The organism is Natrononativus amylolyticus (genome assembly GCF_024362525.1).
Taxonomy (GTDB): Archaea; Halobacteriota; Halobacteria; order Halobacteriales; family Natrialbaceae; genus Natrononativus; species Natrononativus amylolyticus.
Genome location: NZ_CP101458.1, coordinates 1063256 through 1083908 on the forward strand (window position 1 = coordinate 1063256; position 20653 = coordinate 1083908).

Sequence of the window (20653 nt, forward strand, 5' to 3'; positions counted from 1 at the left end):
ATACTCCCCACGATTCGGCCTTTAATACTTCGATTCGCGGGTTCGGCCCGACTCCCCGTCGCCCGCCGGCAGCGTCGCCGCCAGCCGCTCGATCGGCGTCTCGGGCGCTTCCGTGCCGTGGTAGCCCTCGAGTTGCGTGCGACAGGAGGCGCCGGGGGCGACGACCCGGTCGCCGTCGCTCGCCTCGACCTGCTCGAAGAGGATGGTCGCGATCGCGTCGCTCATCGAGGCGTGTTCGGCCTCGTAGCCGAACGAGCCGGCCATCCCGCAACAGCCCGAGTCGAGCGGGTCGACGGCGTACCCCGCCCGCCGGAGGACGCCGACGGCGTGGTGGTCTTTCGCGACGGCCTTCTGGTGGCAGTGGCCGTGGTAGGTGAGCGCCTCGTCGACCGCGTCGGGATCGAAGGCGATCCCCTCGTCCAGCCCGAAGGTGTCGAGGTACTCGCAGATTCCGTAGCTGTTCGCCGCGAGCGTCGCGGCGTTCTCGCCGAGCAGATCCAGGTAATCCGACTGGAACATCACCGCGTCGGAGGGTTCGATCACGACGACGTCCCAGCCCTCGTTGATCGCCGGCTCGAGACCCGCGACGTTGTCTTTGGCCGTCTCGCGCGCCCGGTCGAGAAACCCCTTCGAGAACGCCGGTCGGCCGGTGTCGCCGAGGTCGCGGGGGACGTCGACGTGGACGCCCGCGGCCTCGAGCACCCGAACGGCGGCTTTCCCGGCCTCGGGATGGCTGTAGTTGGTGTAGGTGTCGGGGTAGAGGATCGCGCGTCTCGTCGCCCCGGACTCGGAGACCGCGGCGCCGCCGCGGCGGTCGAACCAGTCGCGGAACGTGTGGGCGTGAAACGTCGGCAGCGGCCGGTCGGCGGCGATTCCCACGGTGGCCTCGAGGACCTGGCGCGCGCCCGGAACCTTCGGCGCGAGGTTCGAGAGGGGCGCGAGCGTGCTCCCCCACCGCGAGAGGTCGTCTACGCGGGCGAACAGTCGGTCTCTGAAGCCGGCGCCGTTTCGCCGGTGGTACTCGTGGGTCACCTCGGCTTTGAGTTTGGCCATGTCGACCTCGCTGGGACAGTCGATCGCACAGCCCTTACAGCCGATACAGAGGGCCATCACCTCCTCGACGAACTCGTCGGAAAAGGCCTCGCCCGGCTCGAGACCGCCGCTCATCGCCTCCCGGAGCGCGTTGGCCCGCCCGCGGGTGCTCGTGATCTCCTCGCCGCTGGCGCGGTAGGTCGGGCACATCACGCCACCGGTGGTCGACTGGCCGCCCCGACAGCCGCCACAGCCGTGACAGAGCTCGGCCATCCCCCGAAACCCGTTGTCGTTCTCCCACTCGAGGGCGGGTTCGAAGCCCGGTTCGAAGGCGTACTCGGGATCGAACCGCAGGTTCTCGGTGAGGTCGACGACCTCGGCTCGCGACGGTGCGTCTTCGGGCCGTTCGTCCGCGTCGTCGTAGCCACAGACCTGCCCCGGATTGAGCAGCCAGTCGGGGTCGAACGCCGACTTGAGGGATCGAAACGTCTTCCAGACCCGGTCGCCGTACAGCTTGTGGTTCCACTGCGAGCGCGCGCGGCCGTCGCCGTGTTCGCCCGACACCGACCCGCCGAGTTCGACCACGAGGTCGGTGACGTCGTCGGCGATGCCGTACAGCTGTTCGATCCCCGTCACCGTCTTGGTGTTCACGAGCGGTCGGACGTGGAGAACGCCGGGTCCGGCGTGGGCGTAGAAGGTGGCGTACGTGTCGTGGGACTCGAGGATCGACTCGAACTCCTCGACGAACTCGGGCAGCCGCTCGGGCGGGATCGCGGTGTCCTCGATGAAGGAGATGTGCTTCTCGTCGGTCGTCCGCGAGAGCAGGATCGGCAGTCCCGACTTCCGGAGCTTCCAGAGCTGGGCGCGCTCGTCGGCGTCGTAGGCCTCGAGGCCCTCGATGGCGGTCGCCTCCGCGTCGATCCGCGGCGCGTCCGCGGCCGGCTCCCCGGTCGGCTCGACGGACGGTGCGCGGTCGGCGAGCAGTCCGGCGACCCGTTCGCGGCCCTCGTCGGTATCCGAAGCGTAGAACTCGACCAGAAGGACCGCGTTGGTCCCTTCGGGGAGTATCTCCGTGACGGGCGCGAACTCGGCGGTCCCCCGCGCGAGGTCGATCAACACGTCGTCGAGCACCTCGACGGCCGCGGGGTCGTGCTCGAGGATCGGCGCGACGTCGGCCATCGCGTCGTGGAGATCCCGGTAACAGAGCAGCGAGACCGCCTTCGTCTCGGGAATCGCCTCGAGCGAGACGGTCGCCTCGGTGACGATTGCGAGGGTGCCCTCGCTGCCAGCGAGCGCGCGGGCGAGGTTGACCGATCCCGGTTCGCCCGTCTCTTCGCCACCGGGTAGCGGTTCGCCGCGGGATTCGGCGACGAGCCTGTCGAGGTTGTACCCGGAGACGTTGCGCTTGAGGTCGGGGTACGCCACGTCGATCGCGTTGGCCTCCTCGGAGAGGATCCGGTCGAACTCGGCGTAAATGCGGGCCTCGAGATCGCCCGACGGATCCGCTCGCTCGCCGATTTCCTCGACGGTCACCTCGCCGAACCGGGTGACTGTGCCGTCGGCGAGGACGACCTCGCAGGCCTCGAGGTAGGCGTCGGTCTTGCCGTACTGCAGGGAGTGGGCGCCCGTCGAGTTGTTGCCGATCGCGCCGCCGATCGCGCTCTTGTCGCCCCACGCGGGATCGGGCGCGAACTTCAATCCGTGGGGCTCGAGTGTCTCGTTCAACTCGCCGAGGACGACGCCCGGTTCGACGGTCGCCGTTCGGCCCTCGGGATCGACCTCCCGGATCGCGCGCATCTCCTTCGTGAAATCGAGGACGACCGCCCGATTGACGGTCTGCCCGGCGAGGCTCGTCCCCCCGCCGCGGGGGAGAACCGGTATCTCGCGCTCGGCGCAGTACTCCATCACGCCGACGACGTCGGCCGTCGATTCCGGGAACACGACGCCGACCGGCGTCACCTCGTAGGGGCTCGCGTCGGTCGCGTACAGCTGTCTCGAGTACGAATCGAAGCGGACATCGCCGTCGACGAGGCGGTTGAGATCCTCGACGAGCGCCGGCCGGTCGACGTCGTCGCTCGCGTAGTCGTAGGTCGCGCGGGCGTCGCCGGCCGGGTCTGCGCTGCGCTCCGTTGCCATATCACACCCTTCACAGAGAGGCGTATAAAGCGTCTGGAACGCGCCAAACCGGCCGGGTTATCGGTTCCAGGCGGCCTCGTCGGGGTCGACCAGCCGTCGGCCGGCGGCGAGGTCGTCGATCCGGGCGCGATCCTCGTCGTCGAGGTCGAGGTCGTGGCCCGCGAGGTTCTCCGCGACGTGGTCGTCCGATCCCTTCGGAATGGCGACGACCCCCTCCCGCCCGGCGAACCACGCCATCGTCACCTGGGCCGGCGTCGCGTCGTACCCCTCGGCGACGGCCTCGAGTTCGTCGCTGTCGACGACGTCGCCCTGGGCGAGCGGACAGTAGGCGACGGTCGTGATGGCGCGCTCGCGGGCGTACGAAACCAGCTCGTCCTGTGGGAACCACGGGTGGCTCTCGACCTGATGGGCGAGAACCGGCGACTCGAGGATCTCGGCCGCCTCCTCGAGGAGGTCGGTCGTGAAGTTGCTCACACCGACGTGGCGTGTCAGCCCGCGCTCGCGGGCCTCGTCGAACGCCGGCAGCGTCTCCGCGGCGTCGTAGGCACCCGTCGGCCAGTGGACGTACAGCAGGTCGGCGGCGTCGACGCCGAGGCGGTCGAGGCTCGCCTCGGTGCTCTCGAGGACGTCCTCGGGGGCGAGGTTCGACGGGTGGACTTTCGTCGCGAGGAAGACCTCCTCACGCGGCACGTCCGCTCGCTCGAGCGCCTCGCCGACGGCCGCCTCGTTGTCGTACATCTGGGCGGTGTCGACGTGTCGGTAGCCCGCCTCGAGGGCCGCAACGACGTTCTCGGTGCAGGAATCGCCCTCGTGGCCGGACGTACCGAAACCGGGTTCGGGAAGCTGAGATGGTGTCACAGGCGGATTACGGCCGGTGGCCACACCACACTCCGGGAACCGGCAAGACGGCCGCGCTCGGAGAGTGGTACGAAGCGGCCCCGTCGGTTTTCCCACGTGCGCCCCCGGGGCCGACCGTCCGGCAGCGGACGGCAGTGAGGGGTAGTACTCGAACGGTCAGAACGGAACGGCCTACTAACGTGGGACCACTCCCGTCGAGAGTTTATATCGGATGGGGCGGCCAGCCGGCGTATGGCAGGACCAACTGTCAGCCGACGAGCAGCCGTACGAACGCTCTGTGCGCTCGGTTTCGGCGGACTCGCCGCCACCAGTGCTGCAGGCTCCGACCACACACCACCGGGTCGCTGCAAACGGAACGCCCACGGGACTCCGCCCGCCGCGACCGAGGCCCTGGTGCGGGACGACGACGCGTACATCGCGGCCGTCGACCGCATCGTCGACGGGGAGCACGTCGTTCTCATCCTCGAGGAAGGGGGCGATCCCGTCGAGCAACTCGTCGTCCCGCTCTCCGAGTATCCGGTGTTCGAAGAGACGGGCGTGTTCCTCCTGACCCTCGAGGACGACGAGATAGCCGACGCACGGCCGCTTCGGGGAGAGACGAAACGTCGCCGTCGCCGCAATCGAGACCGACTCGACTGTCTCACCGGCGACCTCGAAGACGCCGACGCCAAGGACGACGATACCTGATCTCCCCCGCTCACCGGCCGGAACCGATCGTCACAGGTGCGGCGTTGGCTCCCTCGAGTCGCTCACTCGTCCTCGAGCGCCTCGACGAGCGAGACGAGACTCGAAACCGCCGCTTCGACGAGGGCCGCGCCCTTCTCGGCGGTGGCAACCGTCGGGTCGCCGATGTTCCCGGTGTGAGTGAGTTCGGCCATCTCCGCGGCGGTGAGCGCCCAGCCCACCTCGTTCTCGCCCAGCGCGTCGTAGTCGGTCAGTGGCAGTGATTCGTCCGGGGGGTCGACCCGCTCTGCGCTGTCCATCCGGACCAGTTCCGGGAACAGCTCGAGCATGATGCTCGTCTCGAACTCCGATGCGTGAAACGAGATCTCGCCGGTGCGGATCTCGGCGGCAACCTCGGCGAAAAGGTTCACCAGCGGCGCGTGAAAGGCGTCGATTCCGTGTGACGACCGGAGTTCGCGAACGACGATCTCGAGTTCCGGATCCTGTGCGAGGTAGTGGCCGTTGAGCAGAATTACGTGCTCGATCCCCCACTCGCCCGCCGAAGCGCAGATGTCGATCACGTAGCGCTGAAACGTCTCCGTCGAGACGGTGAACGTTCCCGGTTTGAACGTGTGGTGGGGGCTAACGCCGTACCAGACCGGCGGCGCGAGCAGTGCGGGACACTCTCGGGCGACGCGCTCGCCGATCGCCTCGGGCATGAAGCCGTCGACCCCGAGGGGAAGGTGGTGGCCGTGCTGTTCGGTGCTCCCCACCGGGACGAGCAGCGTCGACGTCTCCTCGAGCGCACGTTCGACGTCCCGCCAGGTCATCTCCGTGAGCCGGTACGGTTTCGCGGGGGTGGCCGCCTCAGTCATACCCCTCGTTCGTCGGGGCCAACGAAAGGTCGTTCGCCGTCGCGGAGCGATACCGCAGCGGATAGACCTATTTGTATCCGTGATGAAGCGGGAGCCATGTCCGTCGATGCCGATCACGACACGTCCGCAGCTGCCGACCAGGAGTGGGAACTGCAGGAACAACTCGTCAACGAAGCCGTCCGTCTCGGCCTGGAGACCTCCTTTCGGGAGCCGATTCTCGAGGCCGTCAAAGAGTCCGGTGCGGTCGAGACACGCGGCGCGTCGGACGACACCGATGAGCCGACCGTCGGCGACGACGGGGTGACAGAGGAGTCCGGCTCGAGTCCGGTGACCACCGTCGTCCAGGGCCTCGTCGTGTTCGTCGTGATGTTCGTGGTCCTGTACGTCGTTCTTCGAAAGCTGACCGGTGGGGGGTCGGAGTAGCCCGGGCGTGACGTCATCAAGGTCGAAAACGTCGGTTGAGCAGGGGTGAAACCCAACCGCTGGCGAACCGATTCGCTCTTTTCCCGCCGCTCGTGCGCTGTGCGATGCGACCAGTTACCTTCGGAAATGACCCAAATTATCTCAGAGAGAGCGCAGCAAAGTTCGTGTCCAGTTCCGAAACGGCACCAGTTCCAGACGGTCGGCATTCGGGTCTCCTCCAGACTCGTCAACCTCCTGCCCTACGTCGCCGTGATCGTTGTGCTCACGGCGTGGGGGAAGACCCGAATGCCCTCGTCAGTCGGCGAACCCTACGAGACCGAGGAGTGACGCCGGTCGCGTTCGAACGCCCCTCGAACGCGGCTCGATCGCGTTCCAGGCGCTCCCCGACGGCTACCACGACGACCTCTGGAACCCGACCGAAGGTGACCGGAAGTGAGGCGACGCGTCACCCACTCGCCGGATTCGGCGGTTTCAGCGCCGCTCAAGACTACTTTCGCTCCGCACATGGCGCAGGTTCATACGCTCGAGCGACCTACGAGTATCGAGGACAGTTCTTATGAGCGACCCGCACACAGACCGAGACGACCGCAGCGTATCTCCTCGCGAGCACCCGCCCGTAATTCGTGACCTCGGCGGGGGACGGACGGGGAACGCTGTGGCGGACGAAACCTCGGATCGTACTGCCGCGCCCGCCTCCGCTGAGGTGGGCTCGAGGGATGCGAAACGCGGACGGCGCCCGTCCGCAGCCGGCGATCTCGACCGCAGGAACGGAGACGACCCGACGTTCGCGATCGAAACGGAGGGGCTCGTAAAACACTTCGGGGACACGAAGGCCGTCGACGGGGTCGATCTGGCGGTTCCTGCGGGCGGAATCTACGGCCTCCTCGGCCCCAACGGTGCCGGGAAAACCACGGCGATTCGCATGTTGGCGACGCTGCTGCGTCCCGACGCGGGAACGGCGCGCGTGCTCGGGCACGACGTGGTGGACGATCCCGACGGAGTCCGCAGCCGGGTGAGCATGACCGGACAGTTCGCGTCGGTGGACGAGGACCTCACCGGCCGGGAGAACCTCGTCCTGCTGGCCCGACTGCTCGGCTACCCGCGAGCGCAGGCGAAAGCGCGGGCGGCGGAGCTGCTCGAGGCCTTCGGCCTGACCGAGGCGGCGCCGCGTCAGGTGAAGACGTACTCCGGCGGCATGCGACGACGGCTCGACATCGCGGCGAGCATCGTCGTCACTCCCGACCTCCTGTTCCTCGACGAGCCGACGACCGGCCTCGATCCGCGAAACCGGACGCAGGTCTGGGACATCATTCGGGCCCTGGTCGACAACGGGACGACGGTCCTCCTTACCACGCAGTACCTGGACGAGGCCGACCGGCTGGCCGATCGGATCGCCGTCATCGACGACGGCGAGATCATCGCCGAGGGGACGCCCGGCGAGCTCAAATCTTCGATCGGCTCGGGCGTCCTGAACGTCCGGGTGCGAGATCCCGACCAGCGGGGAGAGGCCGAGCGAGTGCTGACCGAGATCCTCGACGAACCGGTTCAGTTCGAGTCCGATCCGACGGCGCTGTCGGCCCGAATTACCGACGTGGATCGAGCCTCCCGCGCGTTTTCGGCGCTATCGGGTTCGGGAATCGAGATCACCGACTTCGCGCTCGGCCAGCCCAGCCTCGACGAGGTCTTCCTCGCGCTCACCGACCACCCCGCTCGCGGCGACGGCGGCCGTTCCGAGACCGCCGCGCTCGAGGAGGGATCCGTATGACGACCGAGCGTTCGGTCGAAGAACCGGACGTCGAGACCCTTCGTTCGGCGGTGTCGGACCAGCCGCGGCCGCCGCGGCCGGGCGCTCTGTCCGCGTCGCTCACGTTCGGCTGGCGGGCGCTGTTGAAGATCAAACACGTTCCCGAGCAGCTGTTCGACGTGACCGTCTTCCCGATCATGTTCCTGCTCCTGTTCACCTACCTCTTCGGCGGCGCGCTCGCCGGGTCGACGAGCGCGTACCTCCAGGAACTCCTGCCGGGGATCCTCGCCATGACCGTCGTGTTCATCACCGTCTACACCGGCGTCACGCTGAACGACGACATCGACGAAGGCGTCTTCGACCGCTTCCGGACGCTGCCGATCTGGCAACCCGCGGTCATCGTCGGCGCACTGCTCGGCGATGCGGTTCGCTATTCGATCGCCTCGGCGATCGTCATCGCGCTCGGGCTCCTGCTCGGGTTCCGCCCGGACGGCGGAGCGGCCGGCGTCCTCGCAGCCGTGGCCCTCCTGCTGGTGTTCTCGTTCAGTCTCTCCTGGGTCTGGACCGCCCTCGGGTTCGTCATGCGATCACCGGAGTCACTCATGGCCGGGAGCTTCCTGATCCTGTTCCCGCTGACGTTCGTCAGCAACGTGTTCGTCGACCCGGAGACGATGCCGGGCTGGCTCGAGTCGTTCGTCGACGTCAACCCGTTCAGTCACCTCGTCACGGCGATGCGGGGACTGATGCACGGAACCGCCACCGCGGGCGAAATCGGCGTCGTGGTGCTCATGTCTGCGGTATTCGTCGTCGTGTTCGGCCCGCTCACGATGTACCTGTTCCGCAGCCAGGGGTAGCGGCTGCCATCCACACTGTCCGATGTGGCTGTGACCTGTGGGACTCGAGACAGTACCTGCGCCTCGCGGTATTGCTCGCCATTAGCCAACTCGGATCCAGTACCTGCCGCTCGCGAATTTGTTCGCCGTGAGAAGTGGGCCAACTCGGATTTGAACCGAGAGCCTCCACCTTATCAGAGTGGCGCTCAACCTGATTGAGCTATTGGCCCGCGCTGCATCCCACAGTTGCGCGGTGGTAGGTTTAAACGTTTCTTTCTCCACCCCCAGTGAGAACCGCTAGCGAGCGCCCGAATCGGTCGCGTCGTCGCGGCCGTCTCGAGTCCCGCTCGAGCGCTCGTCGTCGAAGTCGATCGAGTACCCCCCGCTGCCGGTGTTGACCGTATAATCGTCCTCGCTCAGGTCGTAGGTGTCGCCGGTCGTCGACGAGCCGCCGGCCGGGCCGGCGTCGCCGCCTTCCGCATCGGGAAAGCCGAACGTCCAGACGTTGCCGGAGACGAAGCCGTCCATCTTTTTGTCGGCGTAGGGGACGACGACGAATCGCTTGAGCGCCTTCCGAATCGGAATCCGGGTGATCGGGATCACCAGCAGGAAACCGATGAGGTCGGTCACCAGGCCGGGGGTGAGAAGGAACGCGCCGGCTGCGATCAACAGCGCGCCATCGAGCAGTTGGTTCGTTGGGGGCGTCCCCTCCGCGAGCGAGCGCTGCATCTTTCCGATTGTCCGCCGGCCCTCCGCACGAACCAACAGCATCCCGACGAGTCCGGTCAGGACGACGAGCAACACCATCGCAACCCAGCCGAAATCCGTCTGACTGACGACGAGTGCCAGCAACACCGCGTCGAGAAACGGGATGAGCAACAGCGCGAAGAGCCACCGGAGCATGCCCGTCAGTAGCCGCTCGAGGGTGAAAACGCTTTACTCTCGTGCAGGCGGCGGGCCGCGTGGCTGCCAGCGGTCCCGAGGACGGCGAACGAAGCGCTTACACCTGCGAGCGCCGACGCCTCGCGTATGGAAGACGAAACCCACGTCGAGTGGCGCGAGTGGGGCCCCGAGGCGTTCGCGGCGGCCGCCGAGGCCGACGCTCCGATCCTGCTCTCGCTGACGGCGACGTGGTGCGATCACTGCCACGAGATGGACGCCGAGACGTACGCCGTCCCCACGCTGGCGGCGAACGTCAACGACGGCTTCGTCCCGGTCCGGGTGGACGTCGACCGCCACCCGCGGGTGCGAGACCGCTACAACATGGGCGGCTTTCCCTCGACGGTGTTTCTCACCCCGGACGGATCGATTCTTACGGGTGCGGGCTACCTCGGTCCGGACGGCCTTCGGCAAGTCCTCGAGAGCGTTCGGGGAATGTGGGACGAGAAGGGCGCCGACGCGGGGCGGATTCCGCGGCCGCTCCGCGGGGACGAACCGCCCGCCGGCGACCTTACGACGGAAGCGGAAACGAACATGCTTGGCCAGCTCACCGATCAGTACGACGAGGTCGCCGGCGGCTGGGGAACGGAGCCGAAGTTTCCCCTGCCCGGCGCCCTCGAGTTCGCGCTCAAGCGCGACCGGGAGATGGCGCTGCGGTCGTTCGACGCCGTGAGCGCGAACGTGCTCGACGCCCACGACGGCGGTTTCTACCGGTTCGCGAGCGAACGCGACTGGTCGGGGCTCCACCGCGAGAAGCTGCTCGACGAGAACGCCGCCCTCCTCCGGGCGTTCGCGAACGCCTACCTCTACACGGGCCGCGAGGAGTACCGCGAGCCAGCCGAACGAACCGTCGACTACCTCACGACGACGCTGTGGACGGTCGACGAAACCGGCACCGGCGCGTTCGCCGGCAGCCAGGCACCCGGCGACCCCGAGAGCTACACCCTCGAGGCGAGCGACCGCGAGGCGGCGGCCGAGCCGCCGGTCGACGAGACCGTGTTCGCCGGCGCGAACGCCCTCGCGGTCGACGCGCTCCTGACGTATCACGCCTACACCGACGACGAGCGCGCCCGCCGGTTCGCAGAGCGGGCGCTGTCGTCGTTCCGCGAGCACTTACTCGAGGACGGCGTGACCGTCCACTACCGCGACGGCGGGGAAGCGACGGGTGCGGGCGCACTCGAGGCGCGCGGCGGCGACGACGGCGAGCGCTGCCTGCTTTCGAACCAGGCGCGCGCGCTCGCCGCGCTGACGACCGCCGAGAGCGTACTCGGCCCGGAGACGGGAGCGCTCGAGGACGCGGTCACGGCGGCCGAGGCCACGGTCGACCGGCTGCGGGCGGGCGACTCTTTCGTCGACGGTCCCCGGACCGGGGCAGGCCTGCTCGACCGGCCGCTTCGTCCCCTCGGCGCAAACGTCGAGTTCGCCGACGCCGCACTCGACCTGGCGGTTCTCACGGGAAACGAGCGGTACCGGGAAGTCGCCCGCGAGACGCTCGAGGCGTTCGCCGGCGCGAGCGATCGCTTCGGCGTCCAGGTCGCCCCGTACGCCTCGGTCGCCTCCCGGCTGCTCGAGGGGAGCCTCGCGATCCGGGTAGCCGACTCGCCAGGGTCGGACCTCCACCGCGCCGCGCTGCGGATAGCCGACCACGAGAAAGTCGTCGTCCCGGAGAGCGACGACCTCGAGTCCGGAACCGCTCGCGTCGAACGGGGTGACCGCGTCTCGGAGCCCGCGTCGTCGCCCGACGCGCTGAGCGAGCGGGTTCGGACGCTGCTCCCGTAGGCGGATCGGCCGGTGGCTCGAGCGCTCCCCATCCCGTCATTCGGATATCAAACTACCACAGCGTTTATATCCGCTCGAACGAGTTCCTACCGATATGGCCAGTCTCAGGGACCTCGGGCTCTCAGAGTACGAAGCACGAGCCTACCGTGCACTGCTCAGCACGGGACCCACAACGGCAAAAGAGTTGTCACGTGCGAGCGACGTTCCGATGGGGCGGATCTACGACGTGCTCAACAGCATCGAGCAGTACAACCTCGTCCGAAGCCAGACGGCGAGCCGGCCGAAGAAGTACGTCGCAGTCGAGCCCGCGACCGCCCTGGATCGGCTGCTCGAGGACAAGCGCCGGGAACTCGAGGAGAAAGCCGACCAGTACGAGTCGATCGTCGACGACCTCGCCGACGAACTCGACGCCGCCGAGCCCGTCGAAGAGCAGTTCTGGACCGCCGCCGTCGGCCCGGAGGAGACGATCGACCTGCTGCTCGAGCGACTGACCGCCGCCGACCGGGAGATCGTGATGGTCGCGGCCGACCCCTCCCCCCAGCTCGACATCCGAACGGTCGGCGAGGAGGTGTTGACCCAGCTCGAGGACGCCCTCGACCGGGGCGTGAGCGTCGAGGTGCTCCTGAGCCGCGATCTGGTCGACTCGCTCTCGGAGAACGTCGGCCGGCGGTACCAGGAAACCTTGCAATCGCACCCGGAGTTCGCCGTTCGGACGAACGAGGACGTCACGGGAACGTTCAACATCATCGACGGCGTCGAGGTCTGCATCCAGGTCCCGAACCCGCTCTCCTCGGGCGACGCGTTCGGCATGATCGACCTCAAGGACCCCGAGTTCGCCGCCGACGTCCACGAGGAGTTCCGCCCGCGCTGGGAGGAGGCGACGCCGCTGGCGTTCTGATCGCCGCCTCGAGTAGAGTCGAAGAACGGGAGCGCCCGATGCGTCGTCTCGTAGCTGAGACGGCTACTCGAGGTCGCCGTTTACTTCCTCGCGTAGCGTGCCCATCTCGACGACTCGTTCGGCGTGGGCGTTGTGCTGGTGGATCGACTCGTCGTTGGACTGGCGCATCGAAACGACCGCGTCGTCGGCGAGGTGGTCGAAGCGGTCGGTGACGCCCTCCGCCATCGCACGCACGCAGTCCTCGACGAACTTCGCGTCGGCGTGGGCCTCGTAGGTCATGTGGTCCTCGTCGGGCCGCTTCGCGAGGTTGTAGATCCGCGCGCTCATCGAGTCGCGGGCGATGTCGATGATCTCGTTCAGGTCGACCTCGGGGTCGCCGGCCGCCTCGACGGTGAGCGTGGCGTGACCGCGCTGGGAGTGTCCCGGCTGGGGGACCTCCTCGAGAAATCGGGTGATCGTCTCGCCGTCGACCTCGAGGTCCTCGAGGGTCTGTTTCGCGCGGGCGGCGGACATCCCCTGCGAGCAGGGACAGACCGTCATCCCGACGACGTGGGCGCCGATCTCCTCGCGGGTGCCCTCCTCGGTGGCCGTCGCCGAGGCGATGATATCGACGGTGTGCTGGGTTTCCTTATCGGAGGCGGGGGTCCGCTCGCGCTTGACGAACTCCGCTTCCATCGAAACCTCCGCTCTCGTGGTGTACTCGTGTTTCTCGAGCAGTCGCTCGGCGGCGTCGCCGCAGACGTCCTCGACGCGGTAGGCCTCCTCGCGGGTCGCCTCCTCCAAGATCTCGTCGATGACCTCCATGTTGCGGCTCATGTCCGCCCCCTTGCGCCAGGACGGGAGGTCGACGAACACCTCGAAGTCGGCCATGAGGACGATGGGGCGTTTCCCCTCGCGGGCGATCTTGACGAGTTTCTCGACGCCGGTGACGCCGACCTGGCTCAGGCCGACGGTGACGTCGGGTGCGGTCGCCTGAACGTCCGGCAGTTGCTTGCTCATTATCGGCAACTCGGGACGACGCGCGATTAGACCTTTCGGATGGGGTATCACGGCGCTCACACCGGTCGGCCGTCGGTTCTTTAAGTGTCTCTGGTCACAAGGGAGAGCTATGAAGGGCTTTTCGCAGATCCCACAGTTCGAGTGAGCGGTGTGTACCGCACGGAGCGTGGCCGACTCGGGACGCGACGAGCCCGGGCCGCAACCGGCGGTCCTTTAAGTGCTTCTGGTCACAAGGGAAAGCTATGAAGGACTTTTGCGGGGCGTTGGACTCGAGAGCGGCCGCGATACCCGGATCCCGCGGTCACTCACGCGCCACCGTGTCACTCGTCCGCACCCGTTTATGTTCCTCTGGTCACAAGGGAGAGCTATGAAGGGCTTTTCGCGGATACCGCGTCCTCCGAGCGGCCGCGATCGGCGATCGCCGTTCCGATTAGTAGCATATACCTGATGTGTTGGGACGGCTTTATCCGTCTCTACGTACGACCAGACTCGTATGCAAGTCGATGGTGGGTCGCCCGAAACACCCTCCGAGTCGACCGTCGCCGGGTACGACGAGCCGCGTCGGCTCGAGACCCGCGCCGGCGCCGGCTCGCTCTCCCGGGCGGCCGCCCAGCGCGACGCGACGGTCCGCCGGTGGGGCGTCGTCACGCCGAGTGCGACGATCATCGGGCGCGCGGCGTCGCCCGAGGCGGACCTCTCAGAGAGCATCCGCCGGCTCCACGACGAGCAACACACCGCGACGGCGGGCCACGCAGCGCGTGCCCACCAGCTGGACCGGCTGCGGACGACGCAAGCGCTGTGTAACGCCCTCGAGGTCACCCCCTGGCAGCGCGACCTCGCGCTCGGAATCATGGACGAGATCGACCTCACCGAGTTCGGCAGCCAGCGCGCTATTCCGAAGGTCGCGCTGGTCGTGATTCGCCACGTCGTCGACGTCGACCGACGCCGATACTTCGGGCTGGACGACCTCGACGCCGGGGCGCTCTCGGCCGACCGGATGGACGAGCTGTTCATCCAGTACCGCGCCCACGACATCACCGACGAGCCGGCGTTCAAGCGCCTCGCCGCCGAACACGGCCTCGAGACGACCAGCCTCAACCGACTCCGCCGGGTGCTGAAGAGCCAGCTCGAGGACGCCGACGGGCTGCCGGCGTACGGACGCAGCCCGAACCGCGATCCGAACCTCCCGAGTGTCACCGACCGCGAGTTCGAGGATGCCGCCGGAGAGTAGTCGCCCGGTTCGAAGGCGCCGGAACCGGGAGCGACGGCGCGCGTGGCCGGCCGCCGGGGTCCGACGACCGTGAGCGACTCGAGTCCCACAGAGCGGGTCACCGTCTACGCCGACTACGTCTGTCCGTTCTGTTACCTCGGCCGGCGGGTGCTCGACCGGGTCCGGGCCGACCGCGAGCGCCCGCTCGCCGTCGACTGGCACCCGTTCGACCTCAGGTACGACAGCCGCGCTCCCGACGGCTCGATCGAGCGCGCCGCCGCCGGAAAAGACGAAGCCTACTACGACCGGGCCAGAGAGAACGTCCGGCGGCTACAGGAGCGCTACGACGTCGAGATGGATCGAGAGCTCGCAACCGACGTCGACTCACGCCCCGCCCAGCTCGCCTCCCTCGCCGTCCGCGAGCGCGAGCCGGAGCGGTGGGAGGCGTTCGACGGCGCCGTCTACGGGGCGCTCTGGCGGGAGAGTCGCGACATCGGCGATCCGGCGGTGCTGGCCGACCTCCTCGAGTCGGTGGGCTTCTCGGAGTCGACGACGGTCGCCGCGGTGCTCGAGGACGACGAGCTCTCGGCTCGCCTCGATGAGCGGTTCGTCGACGCCCGCCGTACCGGCGTCACCGGCGTTCCGACGTTCGTCGTCGACGGGCACGTCGCCCGCGGCGCGGTGTCGCCCGAACACCTCGAGCGGCTGCTAGACGGTAGCGGTAGTAATCGTTGAAACGGTTTACCCATCGATCGCACGTTCGCGACCGAGACTGCAATGACTACGATACTGCGCGGGCCCACCGCGGGATTTTTCCCGGTGGGCTGGGAGGGGACGGGCATGACGCTCGATCCGGTACACTTCGAGGGGATCGCGCGGCTGGCGCGACGGATCGACCACGGCGCGGACGAACGCGACCACCGGGCCTTCGCCGAGACGGTCTGGCGGGAGTTTCTCGACCCGCTCGTCCACGACGGCCGCACGATACTCGAGCCGATCGACGGGGTCTCGAGACACCTCGTCGACTGCGAGGACGTCGCCCTCTGTGCGCGGCCGTTCCCGACCGAACACGGCCTCGACGCGGGGACGATCAACCCGACGACGTTTCGCAACGGGCTGGTGATCGACATCGCCCAGGCGGCGATGAGCGCGACGCCCTCGGATCTCGACGTCCACCGGTCGCGAACCGTCGTCGCGACGGTCCACTCGAACGACGAAACCGCCCGCGTCGACGACCGCTGGGACCGGTTCGACGAGGGGTACAGCCGGAGCCGGGCGGTGAAGGTGCCGCCGCTCCCCCGCTTCGCGGAGGGGGTCGTCCACGCGCTGGCGCTCTACCTCGCCGAGAGCGAACACGCCCGCGACCACGCCGAGGACGTGACCGACCTGCTCGTCCTCGACGGCCCGCTCTACCCTCGCGGCCTGTTGCGGTGGGCCGACCAGCACCCCGACCTCGCCGACTTCTTACTCGAGGACCCGCGGCCGGCGACGGTGCTCGAGAACTACGTCCGCCTGGTCGAGACGTTCGTCGACCGAGGGGTCCCCCTCGTCGGCTTCGTGAAGAACCCCGCGACGCGGGTGCTCACCCGGGCGGTAAAGGCCAAGGACCTCGAGGCGCCCTGGACCGACGACTCGGCCTTTTTCTCGCGGATCTTAGAGCGCGGCGAGTACGTCGAGCGCGACGGCGACCGCTGGGAGCGAGACACGAGCGCGCTCACCTACACGGGCTGGTTCCGCTCGCGGGGCGGCGTCGACCGCCCACTGTCGGCCGATGGAGACGCCCTCGGCGTCGAACGACGACTGGACGCCGAACAGTACGAGGTGACGTTCTTCGTCCTCTACGACCCGCGCGACGACCTCTGTTACCGGATCGAGGCGCCGTACGCGTTCACCGGCGACCCCGATCTGCGAGAGCGCCTGACGCGTCAGCTGTTACAGGACGTCGCGATCTCTCACGGTCCGCCGGGGATCGTCGAGAAGGCCGACGAACTCGCCCGGATCAGCGCCGTCGAGAAGGAGTCGCTGCGAGAGTCGCTCGAGCGGCGCTTCGCGACGGCGCGACGCCGGACGTACGACGACCACCGCTGGGGGGACGACCTCGGGTAGTCATACTGTCGGACAGAAGCCAATGAGAAGTCGATCGCGATAGTTTTGTCCGACAGTATCAGGTCTGGGGCTCGACCTCCCCCTTCTCGACCTCGAGTTCGACCGTCTCGGGGTCGATGCCGATGCGCGCGAACTGCGTTCGGACGTGCTCGCGGGCGGCCTCGAGCGCCTGGTCGCGGGTGTCGAAGCCCCGGGGCATCGGCGACTCGAACGCGAGGTGGACCTCGCGACCGTCGACCAGCTGGGTCGTGCCGCCGCTGTCGACCTCGTAGAACTCGTCGCAGACCCAGACGTAGGCGGCGTCTTCGTCGGGGGCACCGCGGAACGACGGGGCACACTCGCCGCGCTCGTACAGGGTACCGGTGAGTTCGGTGCCGCCCGCGCGTCCGCGTACCAGGAGCATACCTTCCGGGTACGCGGTCACGACGGAAAAAGCCGCGGGGGGCAATCGCGTGCTCGGTCGCGATTTCCCGATCCCGACCGCTGGAAACCGATCGAGGCGAGATGCCGACACACTTCCTGAACGAGCTATACTACCTAATTGTTTTGGATCCGGGCTTATGCTGTTGCCGGGGAAACCGTGTGGCAATGAGTTCGGACGTCCACGTCCCCCGGCCGAGCGACCGATCGACCCGGCTACTCGAGAGTTCGCCCGACGCACTCGAGGCGTTCGCCCACCCGCGGCGCTCGACGGCGCTCTCGGTCCTTCGCGAACGCGAGCGACCGCTTTCGGTGTCCGAACTCGCCACGGAGATCGTCGCGCGCGAAACCGCGGTGCGCCCGCCGTCGGTGGACGAACGCGAACGGACCGCCGTCTGCGTCTCGCTTCACCACGCGCACCTCCCGAAACTGGCCGACTGCGGGGCCGTCGAGTGGGACCGTGCGAGCCGCGACGTCTCGATCGCCGACGACGCGCGCCGTTGGGTGGCGTCCGTCCTCGAGTCGGAACTCGCCGATCCGGCGTGCTGTCAGGCGCTGGCGAACCCCCGCCGTCGGTCGGTACTGGCGGCGCTTCTCGAGTTCGACGAGCCGGTGTCGACCACCGTTCTCGCGGGGGCCGTCGGCGCGCACGAACGCGACGACGCGGGGGCGGTCACGCCGGCCGCCCGCGAGCGGATCGCCGTCTCGCTTCACCACGCCGACCTCCCGCTGCTCGAGACCGCGGGGCTCCTCGAGTACGACCACGAGGCGAAGCGGGTCGATCCGTCGACGATGGCATCGGTCGTCTCCCGCTGAGCCGCCCGTTTTCGCCCCGACAGCTTCCAAAGAGGGGACCGGCTGGCGCATCCTCTCGTGTGTCGGGTACCGATCGGAGGGAAACGCGTTTGGGGATCGGCTCAGATATCCTGAGTATGACCGATCTTGGTGATTTCAGCGGCTACTCCGCGGACGAGGCGACTGCGGACGCCGACCCAACCGCCGAGCGATCCGGCGGCGCCGACGCCGACGACTTCGAGCCGATGGACGTCGCACCCCGCGGGGGGGACGTCGGCATCGGGACGCTCTGTGTCTCCCAGGGGCTCCGCGTCGCCGAGGACGAAGAGGAGACGACGCTGCGGGCGTACGTGACGACCGGCAACCGCTCCGACGTTCGCATCGGCACCTACCTGCTCGTTCCGTATCCGGATGGGGCGGCGGCTGCCGCCAATCCGGAGCGTGCCGGTGGGCACGCGGATGGGGCGGCGGCTGCCGCCGATCAAGGGCGCGCCGGCGGGCGCGCGAGCGGCGAGTCGCTGTTCTGTCGAATCACCGGCCTCGAGTACGCCCAGCAGTACCGCACCGACGACGCCACCGAGATCCACGCCCGCCGGGCGATGCGCCGCTCCGACGTCGACGAGGCCGACTACAAGTTCGTCGCGAGCCTCGAGCCGGTCGCCGTGCTCTACGAGGACGACGGCGAGCTCAAACGGCGGATGACCGACCGGGTTCCCAAACCCCAGACGGTCGTCCGCGAGGCGACCGAGACGGAGGAGATCAAGACGGGGCTGAAGATGCCCGAGGACGGCGTCTTCCTCGGCCACCTCGCCGTCGGCGGCGAGAAGGTGCGGACCGCGGCGTCGCCGCCGACGATCGACTACCGGGTGAAAGACGACTACGAGGCGGGCGACCCGCTCGTCTTCCGGCACACGCTGATCGCCGGCGGGACGGGCTCGGGGAAGACCCACGGCGCGAAGAACGTCCTCAGGCAGTACCTCCACGAGAAGCGTACGTACCCGATGGACGGCGGCCGCGAGGCCCAGATGGCGGTCGTCCAGTTCGACCCCCAGGACGAGTACGCCCAGATGCACGACGACAACCCCGATCTGGATTCGGAGTTCGCCCGGCGACTCGAGCGTGAGGGGATCGCCCACGGCGGCCACGACGACACGGTTGCGTTCGTCCCGAAGGTCGGCACGTCCACGTACGCCGCGGGCCACCACCGCGCGGAGTGCGTCGAGTTCACCGTCCCGTTCTCGATGGTGTACGACAACCCGTGGCTGGTCGCCGGCAGCGGCCTCAACGACAACCAGTACGGCGCGCTCGTCAGCGTGCTCCTGCCGCGGTTCAAAAAGCAGTTCGGCCGCGGGGGCACCTACGAGGAGTTCACGACGTTCCTCGACGACCCCGCCCTGCGCGAGGAACTCGACGAGTCGGGTCGGGTCCACGAGGCGACCTTCGACGCCGTTCGCCGCCGGATCTTCGGGTTCAGCCACGTCTTCGATCAGGACGCTCGGCCGATCACCGAGCTCGTCCACGAGTTCGTCCGTCCCGGCGGGCTCACGGTCGTCCCCACCTACCACATCAACGACTCGCGAGCGACCGAAGCCGTCGTGCTCGCGCTCTCGAGTCTGCTGATCGACCAGAAGCTCTCGAACGATCCCACCTACGAGCGGATCAAGGAGACGCCGCTCGTCCTCGGAATGGACGAGGCGCACAACTTCCTCACCGACGCCGACAGCGTGCAGGCGGGGAAAGTCATCGGGAAGTTCACCGAGGCGGCCAAGCAGGGACGCAAGGAACGGCTCGGCCTCTTTCTCATCACGCAGGACCCTCAGGACATCGACGATGCGGTGTTCAAACAGCTCAACACCACCGTCGTCCTGAACCTGGGAGACGAGGACGCGATCAAGAGCGTCAACATCCCGAGCAGCCTCGAGTCGAAGGTGCCCTACATGGAGAAGGGCCAGATGGTGGTCTACTCGCCGGATAACTCAGAACCCGTCGAGATCGTCGGCCTCTCGAGGTGCGTCACCCGTCACGGCCGGGACTGACGGCGTGACACTGACACGACTTCAGTCGTGAGAGTAGCCACTACGCTGGACCCACTGAGCCACCTGCTGACTGTACGCGTCGTAGACCGTCAACCCGGTCTGAAGCGTTTCGTACACCACTGCGTAGTCAACGTGTCCGTACTCGTGGGCCAGAACGTTTCTGAATCCAACAGCAGCAACGAGTGTATTCGTCGTTTGCTCGTCGATGACGCCTTCACTGCCGAGGACGCGAATCGCTCCCTTAGAGGTACTCCCGTCGAAGTCGAAATCCTGGGAGGCGATATGCCGAGCGAGATCGGCACACGCCTGGATCACGTTCTCGAACATTCGTTCGACTGCACGTTGCTCGGTCGTGTTCGTGAGTAGATCGTTCCGGGAGAGCGTCTTTTGCTTCTCTTTCAGTTCGCCGTGATACTGCTCGATTTGCGTGAGCTTGACCGAGACGACCCGGTCGTCAGCCACGTAGTCCTCCCTCCGCGATCCGATCGATTACGTCGTGTCGTTGCCGGCGGAGATCGTCACGCCGCTCAGAGAACGCCGCTTCGATGTCTTCCCTGCACTGTTGAAACGCTTGTTCGTCGCCACAGACGAGGTAGCCGTGGACGGCATCGTGCGCGACGTCCAGCGGCAACTCTTCGATATCGGACAGATCGACGAACGGTGCGTCTTCCTGTTGGAGGTCACCGGAGAGGAAACATCGCCTCTGGAACCGTTCGTGAGAGGAGAGACTGTCAGCAAACCTGATCGCGACATCGAGGTCGGAGGCGAGAGTCGGTTCGCCCGTGACCTGTGACCCGAACGCGACCGCGAACTCGATATGCGGATCGGAACAGACCGACTCCTCGAGAGCGGCGAGCACTCGTGAACGCCCGTCACTCGCATCCATATCTGTACGGATGGCGCATTT

Annotated in this window: 19 protein-coding genes and 1 tRNA gene; 11 read left to right on the forward strand and 9 right to left on the reverse strand. The window is 67.6% G+C overall.

Annotated elements, in window-relative coordinates; all coding sequences use genetic code 11:
• Nucleotides 1-21: 21 nt before the first annotated feature.
• Nucleotides 22-3168, reverse strand: coding sequence for an FAD-binding and (Fe-S)-binding domain-containing protein (locus NMQ11_RS05500; protein ID WP_255170405.1), 3147 nt, complete (start codon nucleotides 3166-3168; stop codon nucleotides 22-24).
• Nucleotides 3169-3225: 57 nt separating this feature from the next.
• Complete coding sequence (locus tag NMQ11_RS05505; RefSeq protein WP_255170406.1) at nucleotides 3226-4026, reverse strand: aldo/keto reductase; 801 nt, start codon at nucleotides 4024-4026, stop codon at nucleotides 3226-3228.
• Nucleotides 4027-4257: 231 nt separating this feature from the next.
• Here NMQ11_RS05505 and NMQ11_RS05510 point away from each other — a divergent pair, with 231 nt between their 5' ends.
• Nucleotides 4258-4713, forward strand: coding sequence for a hypothetical protein (locus NMQ11_RS05510; RefSeq protein ID WP_255170407.1), 456 nt, complete (start codon nucleotides 4258-4260; stop codon nucleotides 4711-4713).
• 62 nt (nucleotides 4714-4775) lie between these two features.
• Here the strand turns inward: NMQ11_RS05510 and NMQ11_RS05515 are convergent, their stop codons facing one another.
• The gene (locus tag NMQ11_RS05515; RefSeq protein WP_255170408.1) at nucleotides 4776-5564 is read right to left on the reverse strand and encodes a creatininase family protein; all 789 of its coding nucleotides are present in this window, start codon (nucleotides 5562-5564) and stop codon (nucleotides 4776-4778) included.
• 96 nt (nucleotides 5565-5660) lie between these two features.
• On the opposite strand from NMQ11_RS05515, the gene NMQ11_RS05520 reads away from it, so the two are divergent.
• From NMQ11_RS05520 to NMQ11_RS05530, 3 genes are all read left to right on the forward strand, one after another.
• Complete coding sequence (locus NMQ11_RS05520) at nucleotides 5661-5987, forward strand: hypothetical protein (RefSeq protein WP_255170409.1); 327 nt, start codon at nucleotides 5661-5663, stop codon at nucleotides 5985-5987.
• Nucleotides 5988-6642: 655 nt separating this feature from the next.
• Nucleotides 6643-7752, forward strand: a complete 1110-nt coding sequence (locus tag NMQ11_RS05525) for an ATP-binding cassette domain-containing protein (RefSeq protein WP_255170410.1) — start codon at nucleotides 6643-6645, stop codon at nucleotides 7750-7752.
• Nucleotides 7749-8585: an ABC transporter permease gene (locus NMQ11_RS05530; RefSeq protein WP_255170411.1), complete on the forward strand. Its 837-nt coding sequence runs from the start codon at nucleotides 7749-7751 to the stop codon at nucleotides 8583-8585. Before NMQ11_RS05525 ends, NMQ11_RS05530 begins: the two co-directional genes overlap by 4 nt.
• A 135-nt stretch (nucleotides 8586-8720) precedes the next feature.
• On the opposite strand, the gene NMQ11_RS05535 is transcribed toward NMQ11_RS05530, so the two are convergent.
• A tRNA-Ile gene (locus tag NMQ11_RS05535) sits at nucleotides 8721-8794 on the reverse strand.
• 67 nt (nucleotides 8795-8861) lie between these two features.
• Complete coding sequence (locus tag NMQ11_RS05540) at nucleotides 8862-9467, reverse strand: FxsA family protein (RefSeq protein WP_255170412.1); 606 nt, start codon at nucleotides 9465-9467, stop codon at nucleotides 8862-8864.
• Between the two features lie 126 nt (nucleotides 9468-9593).
• Between NMQ11_RS05540 and NMQ11_RS05545 the strand changes: the two genes are divergently transcribed.
• Complete coding sequence (locus tag NMQ11_RS05545) at nucleotides 9594-11282, forward strand: DUF255 domain-containing protein (protein WP_255170413.1); 1689 nt, start codon at nucleotides 9594-9596, stop codon at nucleotides 11280-11282.
• Nucleotides 11283-11376: 94 nt separating this feature from the next.
• Nucleotides 11377-12180, forward strand: coding sequence for a TrmB family transcriptional regulator (locus tag NMQ11_RS05550; protein WP_255170414.1), 804 nt, complete (start codon nucleotides 11377-11379; stop codon nucleotides 12178-12180).
• Between the two features lie 63 nt (nucleotides 12181-12243).
• Here NMQ11_RS05550 and mptA read toward each other — a convergent pair whose 3' ends face one another.
• On the reverse strand, nucleotides 12244-13179 hold the full coding sequence (gene mptA, locus NMQ11_RS05555) for a GTP cyclohydrolase MptA (protein WP_255170415.1): 936 nt from the start codon (nucleotides 13177-13179) through the stop codon (nucleotides 12244-12246).
• A gap of 493 nt (nucleotides 13180-13672) precedes the next feature.
• On the opposite strand from mptA, the gene NMQ11_RS05560 reads away from it, so the two are divergent.
• The 3 genes from NMQ11_RS05560 to NMQ11_RS05570 all read left to right on the forward strand — a co-directional run bounded on the left by NMQ11_RS05560 (nucleotide 13673) and on the right by NMQ11_RS05570 (nucleotide 16495).
• Complete coding sequence (locus NMQ11_RS05560; protein WP_255170416.1) at nucleotides 13673-14410, forward strand: DNA-directed RNA polymerase subunit epsilon; 738 nt, start codon at nucleotides 13673-13675, stop codon at nucleotides 14408-14410.
• A gap of 69 nt (nucleotides 14411-14479) precedes the next feature.
• A complete protein-coding gene (locus tag NMQ11_RS05565; protein WP_255170417.1) occupies nucleotides 14480-15124 on the forward strand; it encodes a DsbA family oxidoreductase in 645 nt (214 codons plus the stop codon).
• Between the two features lie 105 nt (nucleotides 15125-15229).
• Nucleotides 15230-16495, forward strand: a complete 1266-nt coding sequence (locus NMQ11_RS05570; RefSeq protein ID WP_255170418.1) for a DNA double-strand break repair nuclease NurA — start codon at nucleotides 15230-15232, stop codon at nucleotides 16493-16495.
• A 58-nt stretch (nucleotides 16496-16553) separates the two neighbouring features.
• Here NMQ11_RS05570 and NMQ11_RS05575 read toward each other — a convergent pair whose 3' ends face one another.
• Nucleotides 16554-16898 carry a DUF7113 family protein gene (locus NMQ11_RS05575; RefSeq protein ID WP_255170419.1) on the reverse strand — a complete coding sequence of 115 codons (345 nt, stop codon included), beginning with the start codon at nucleotides 16896-16898 and terminating at the stop codon, nucleotides 16554-16556.
• Between the two features lie 185 nt (nucleotides 16899-17083).
• Here NMQ11_RS05575 and NMQ11_RS05580 point away from each other — a divergent pair, with 185 nt between their 5' ends.
• Both NMQ11_RS05580 and NMQ11_RS05585 read left to right on the forward strand, forming a co-directional pair.
• Nucleotides 17084-17731: a DUF7344 domain-containing protein gene (locus NMQ11_RS05580; RefSeq protein WP_255170420.1), complete on the forward strand. Its 648-nt coding sequence runs from the start codon at nucleotides 17084-17086 to the stop codon at nucleotides 17729-17731.
• Nucleotides 17732-17847: 116 nt separating this feature from the next.
• The gene (locus NMQ11_RS05585; RefSeq protein WP_255170421.1) at nucleotides 17848-19746 is read left to right on the forward strand and encodes an ATP-binding protein; all 1899 of its coding nucleotides are present in this window, start codon (nucleotides 17848-17850) and stop codon (nucleotides 19744-19746) included.
• A gap of 21 nt (nucleotides 19747-19767) precedes the next feature.
• Here the strand turns inward: NMQ11_RS05585 and hepT are convergent, their stop codons facing one another.
• Together hepT and NMQ11_RS05595 are read right to left on the reverse strand one after the other, a co-directional pair.
• Complete coding sequence (gene hepT, locus NMQ11_RS05590; protein WP_255170422.1) at nucleotides 19768-20208, reverse strand: type VII toxin-antitoxin system HepT family RNase toxin; 441 nt, start codon at nucleotides 20206-20208, stop codon at nucleotides 19768-19770.
• Nucleotides 20201-20632, reverse strand: a complete 432-nt coding sequence (locus tag NMQ11_RS05595; RefSeq protein ID WP_255170423.1) for a nucleotidyltransferase domain-containing protein — start codon at nucleotides 20630-20632, stop codon at nucleotides 20201-20203. The genes hepT and NMQ11_RS05595 overlap by 8 nt, the downstream gene beginning before the upstream one ends.
• Nucleotides 20633-20653: the final 21 nt, after the last annotated feature.

What these genes read in the sequence shown, in the direction of transcription:
- NMQ11_RS05570 (WP_255170418.1), top strand. Translation starts at nt 15,230, where the DNA reads ATGACGCTCGATCCGGTACACTTCGAGGGGATCGCGCGGCTGGCGCGA.
- NMQ11_RS05510 (WP_255170407.1), top strand. Translation starts at nt 4,258, where the DNA reads ATGGCAGGACCAACTGTCAGCCGACGAGCAGCCGTACGAACGCTCTGT.
- NMQ11_RS05550 (WP_255170414.1), top strand. Translation starts at nt 11,377, where the DNA reads ATGGCCAGTCTCAGGGACCTCGGGCTCTCAGAGTACGAAGCACGAGCC.
- NMQ11_RS05500 (WP_255170405.1), bottom strand. Translation starts at nt 3,168, where the DNA reads ATGGCAACGGAGCGCAGCGCAGACCCGGCCGGCGACGCCCGCGCGACC.
- NMQ11_RS05545 (WP_255170413.1), top strand. Translation starts at nt 9,594, where the DNA reads ATGGAAGACGAAACCCACGTCGAGTGGCGCGAGTGGGGCCCCGAGGCG.
- NMQ11_RS05585 (WP_255170421.1), top strand. Translation starts at nt 17,848, where the DNA reads ATGACCGATCTTGGTGATTTCAGCGGCTACTCCGCGGACGAGGCGACT.
- NMQ11_RS05580 (WP_255170420.1), top strand. Translation starts at nt 17,084, where the DNA reads ATGAGTTCGGACGTCCACGTCCCCCGGCCGAGCGACCGATCGACCCGG.
- NMQ11_RS05575 (WP_255170419.1), bottom strand. Translation starts at nt 16,898, where the DNA reads ATGCTCCTGGTACGCGGACGCGCGGGCGGCACCGAACTCACCGGTACC.
- NMQ11_RS05515 (WP_255170408.1), bottom strand. Translation starts at nt 5,564, where the DNA reads ATGACTGAGGCGGCCACCCCCGCGAAACCGTACCGGCTCACGGAGATG.
- NMQ11_RS05560 (WP_255170416.1), top strand. Translation starts at nt 13,673, where the DNA reads ATGCAAGTCGATGGTGGGTCGCCCGAAACACCCTCCGAGTCGACCGTC.
- mptA (WP_255170415.1), bottom strand. Translation starts at nt 13,179, where the DNA reads ATGAGCAAGCAACTGCCGGACGTTCAGGCGACCGCACCCGACGTCACC.
- NMQ11_RS05520 (WP_255170409.1), top strand. Translation starts at nt 5,661, where the DNA reads ATGTCCGTCGATGCCGATCACGACACGTCCGCAGCTGCCGACCAGGAG.
- NMQ11_RS05540 (WP_255170412.1), bottom strand. Translation starts at nt 9,467, where the DNA reads ATGCTCCGGTGGCTCTTCGCGCTGTTGCTCATCCCGTTTCTCGACGCG.
- NMQ11_RS05530 (WP_255170411.1), top strand. Translation starts at nt 7,749, where the DNA reads ATGACGACCGAGCGTTCGGTCGAAGAACCGGACGTCGAGACCCTTCGT.
- NMQ11_RS05595 (WP_255170423.1), bottom strand. Translation starts at nt 20,632, where the DNA reads ATGGATGCGAGTGACGGGCGTTCACGAGTGCTCGCCGCTCTCGAGGAG.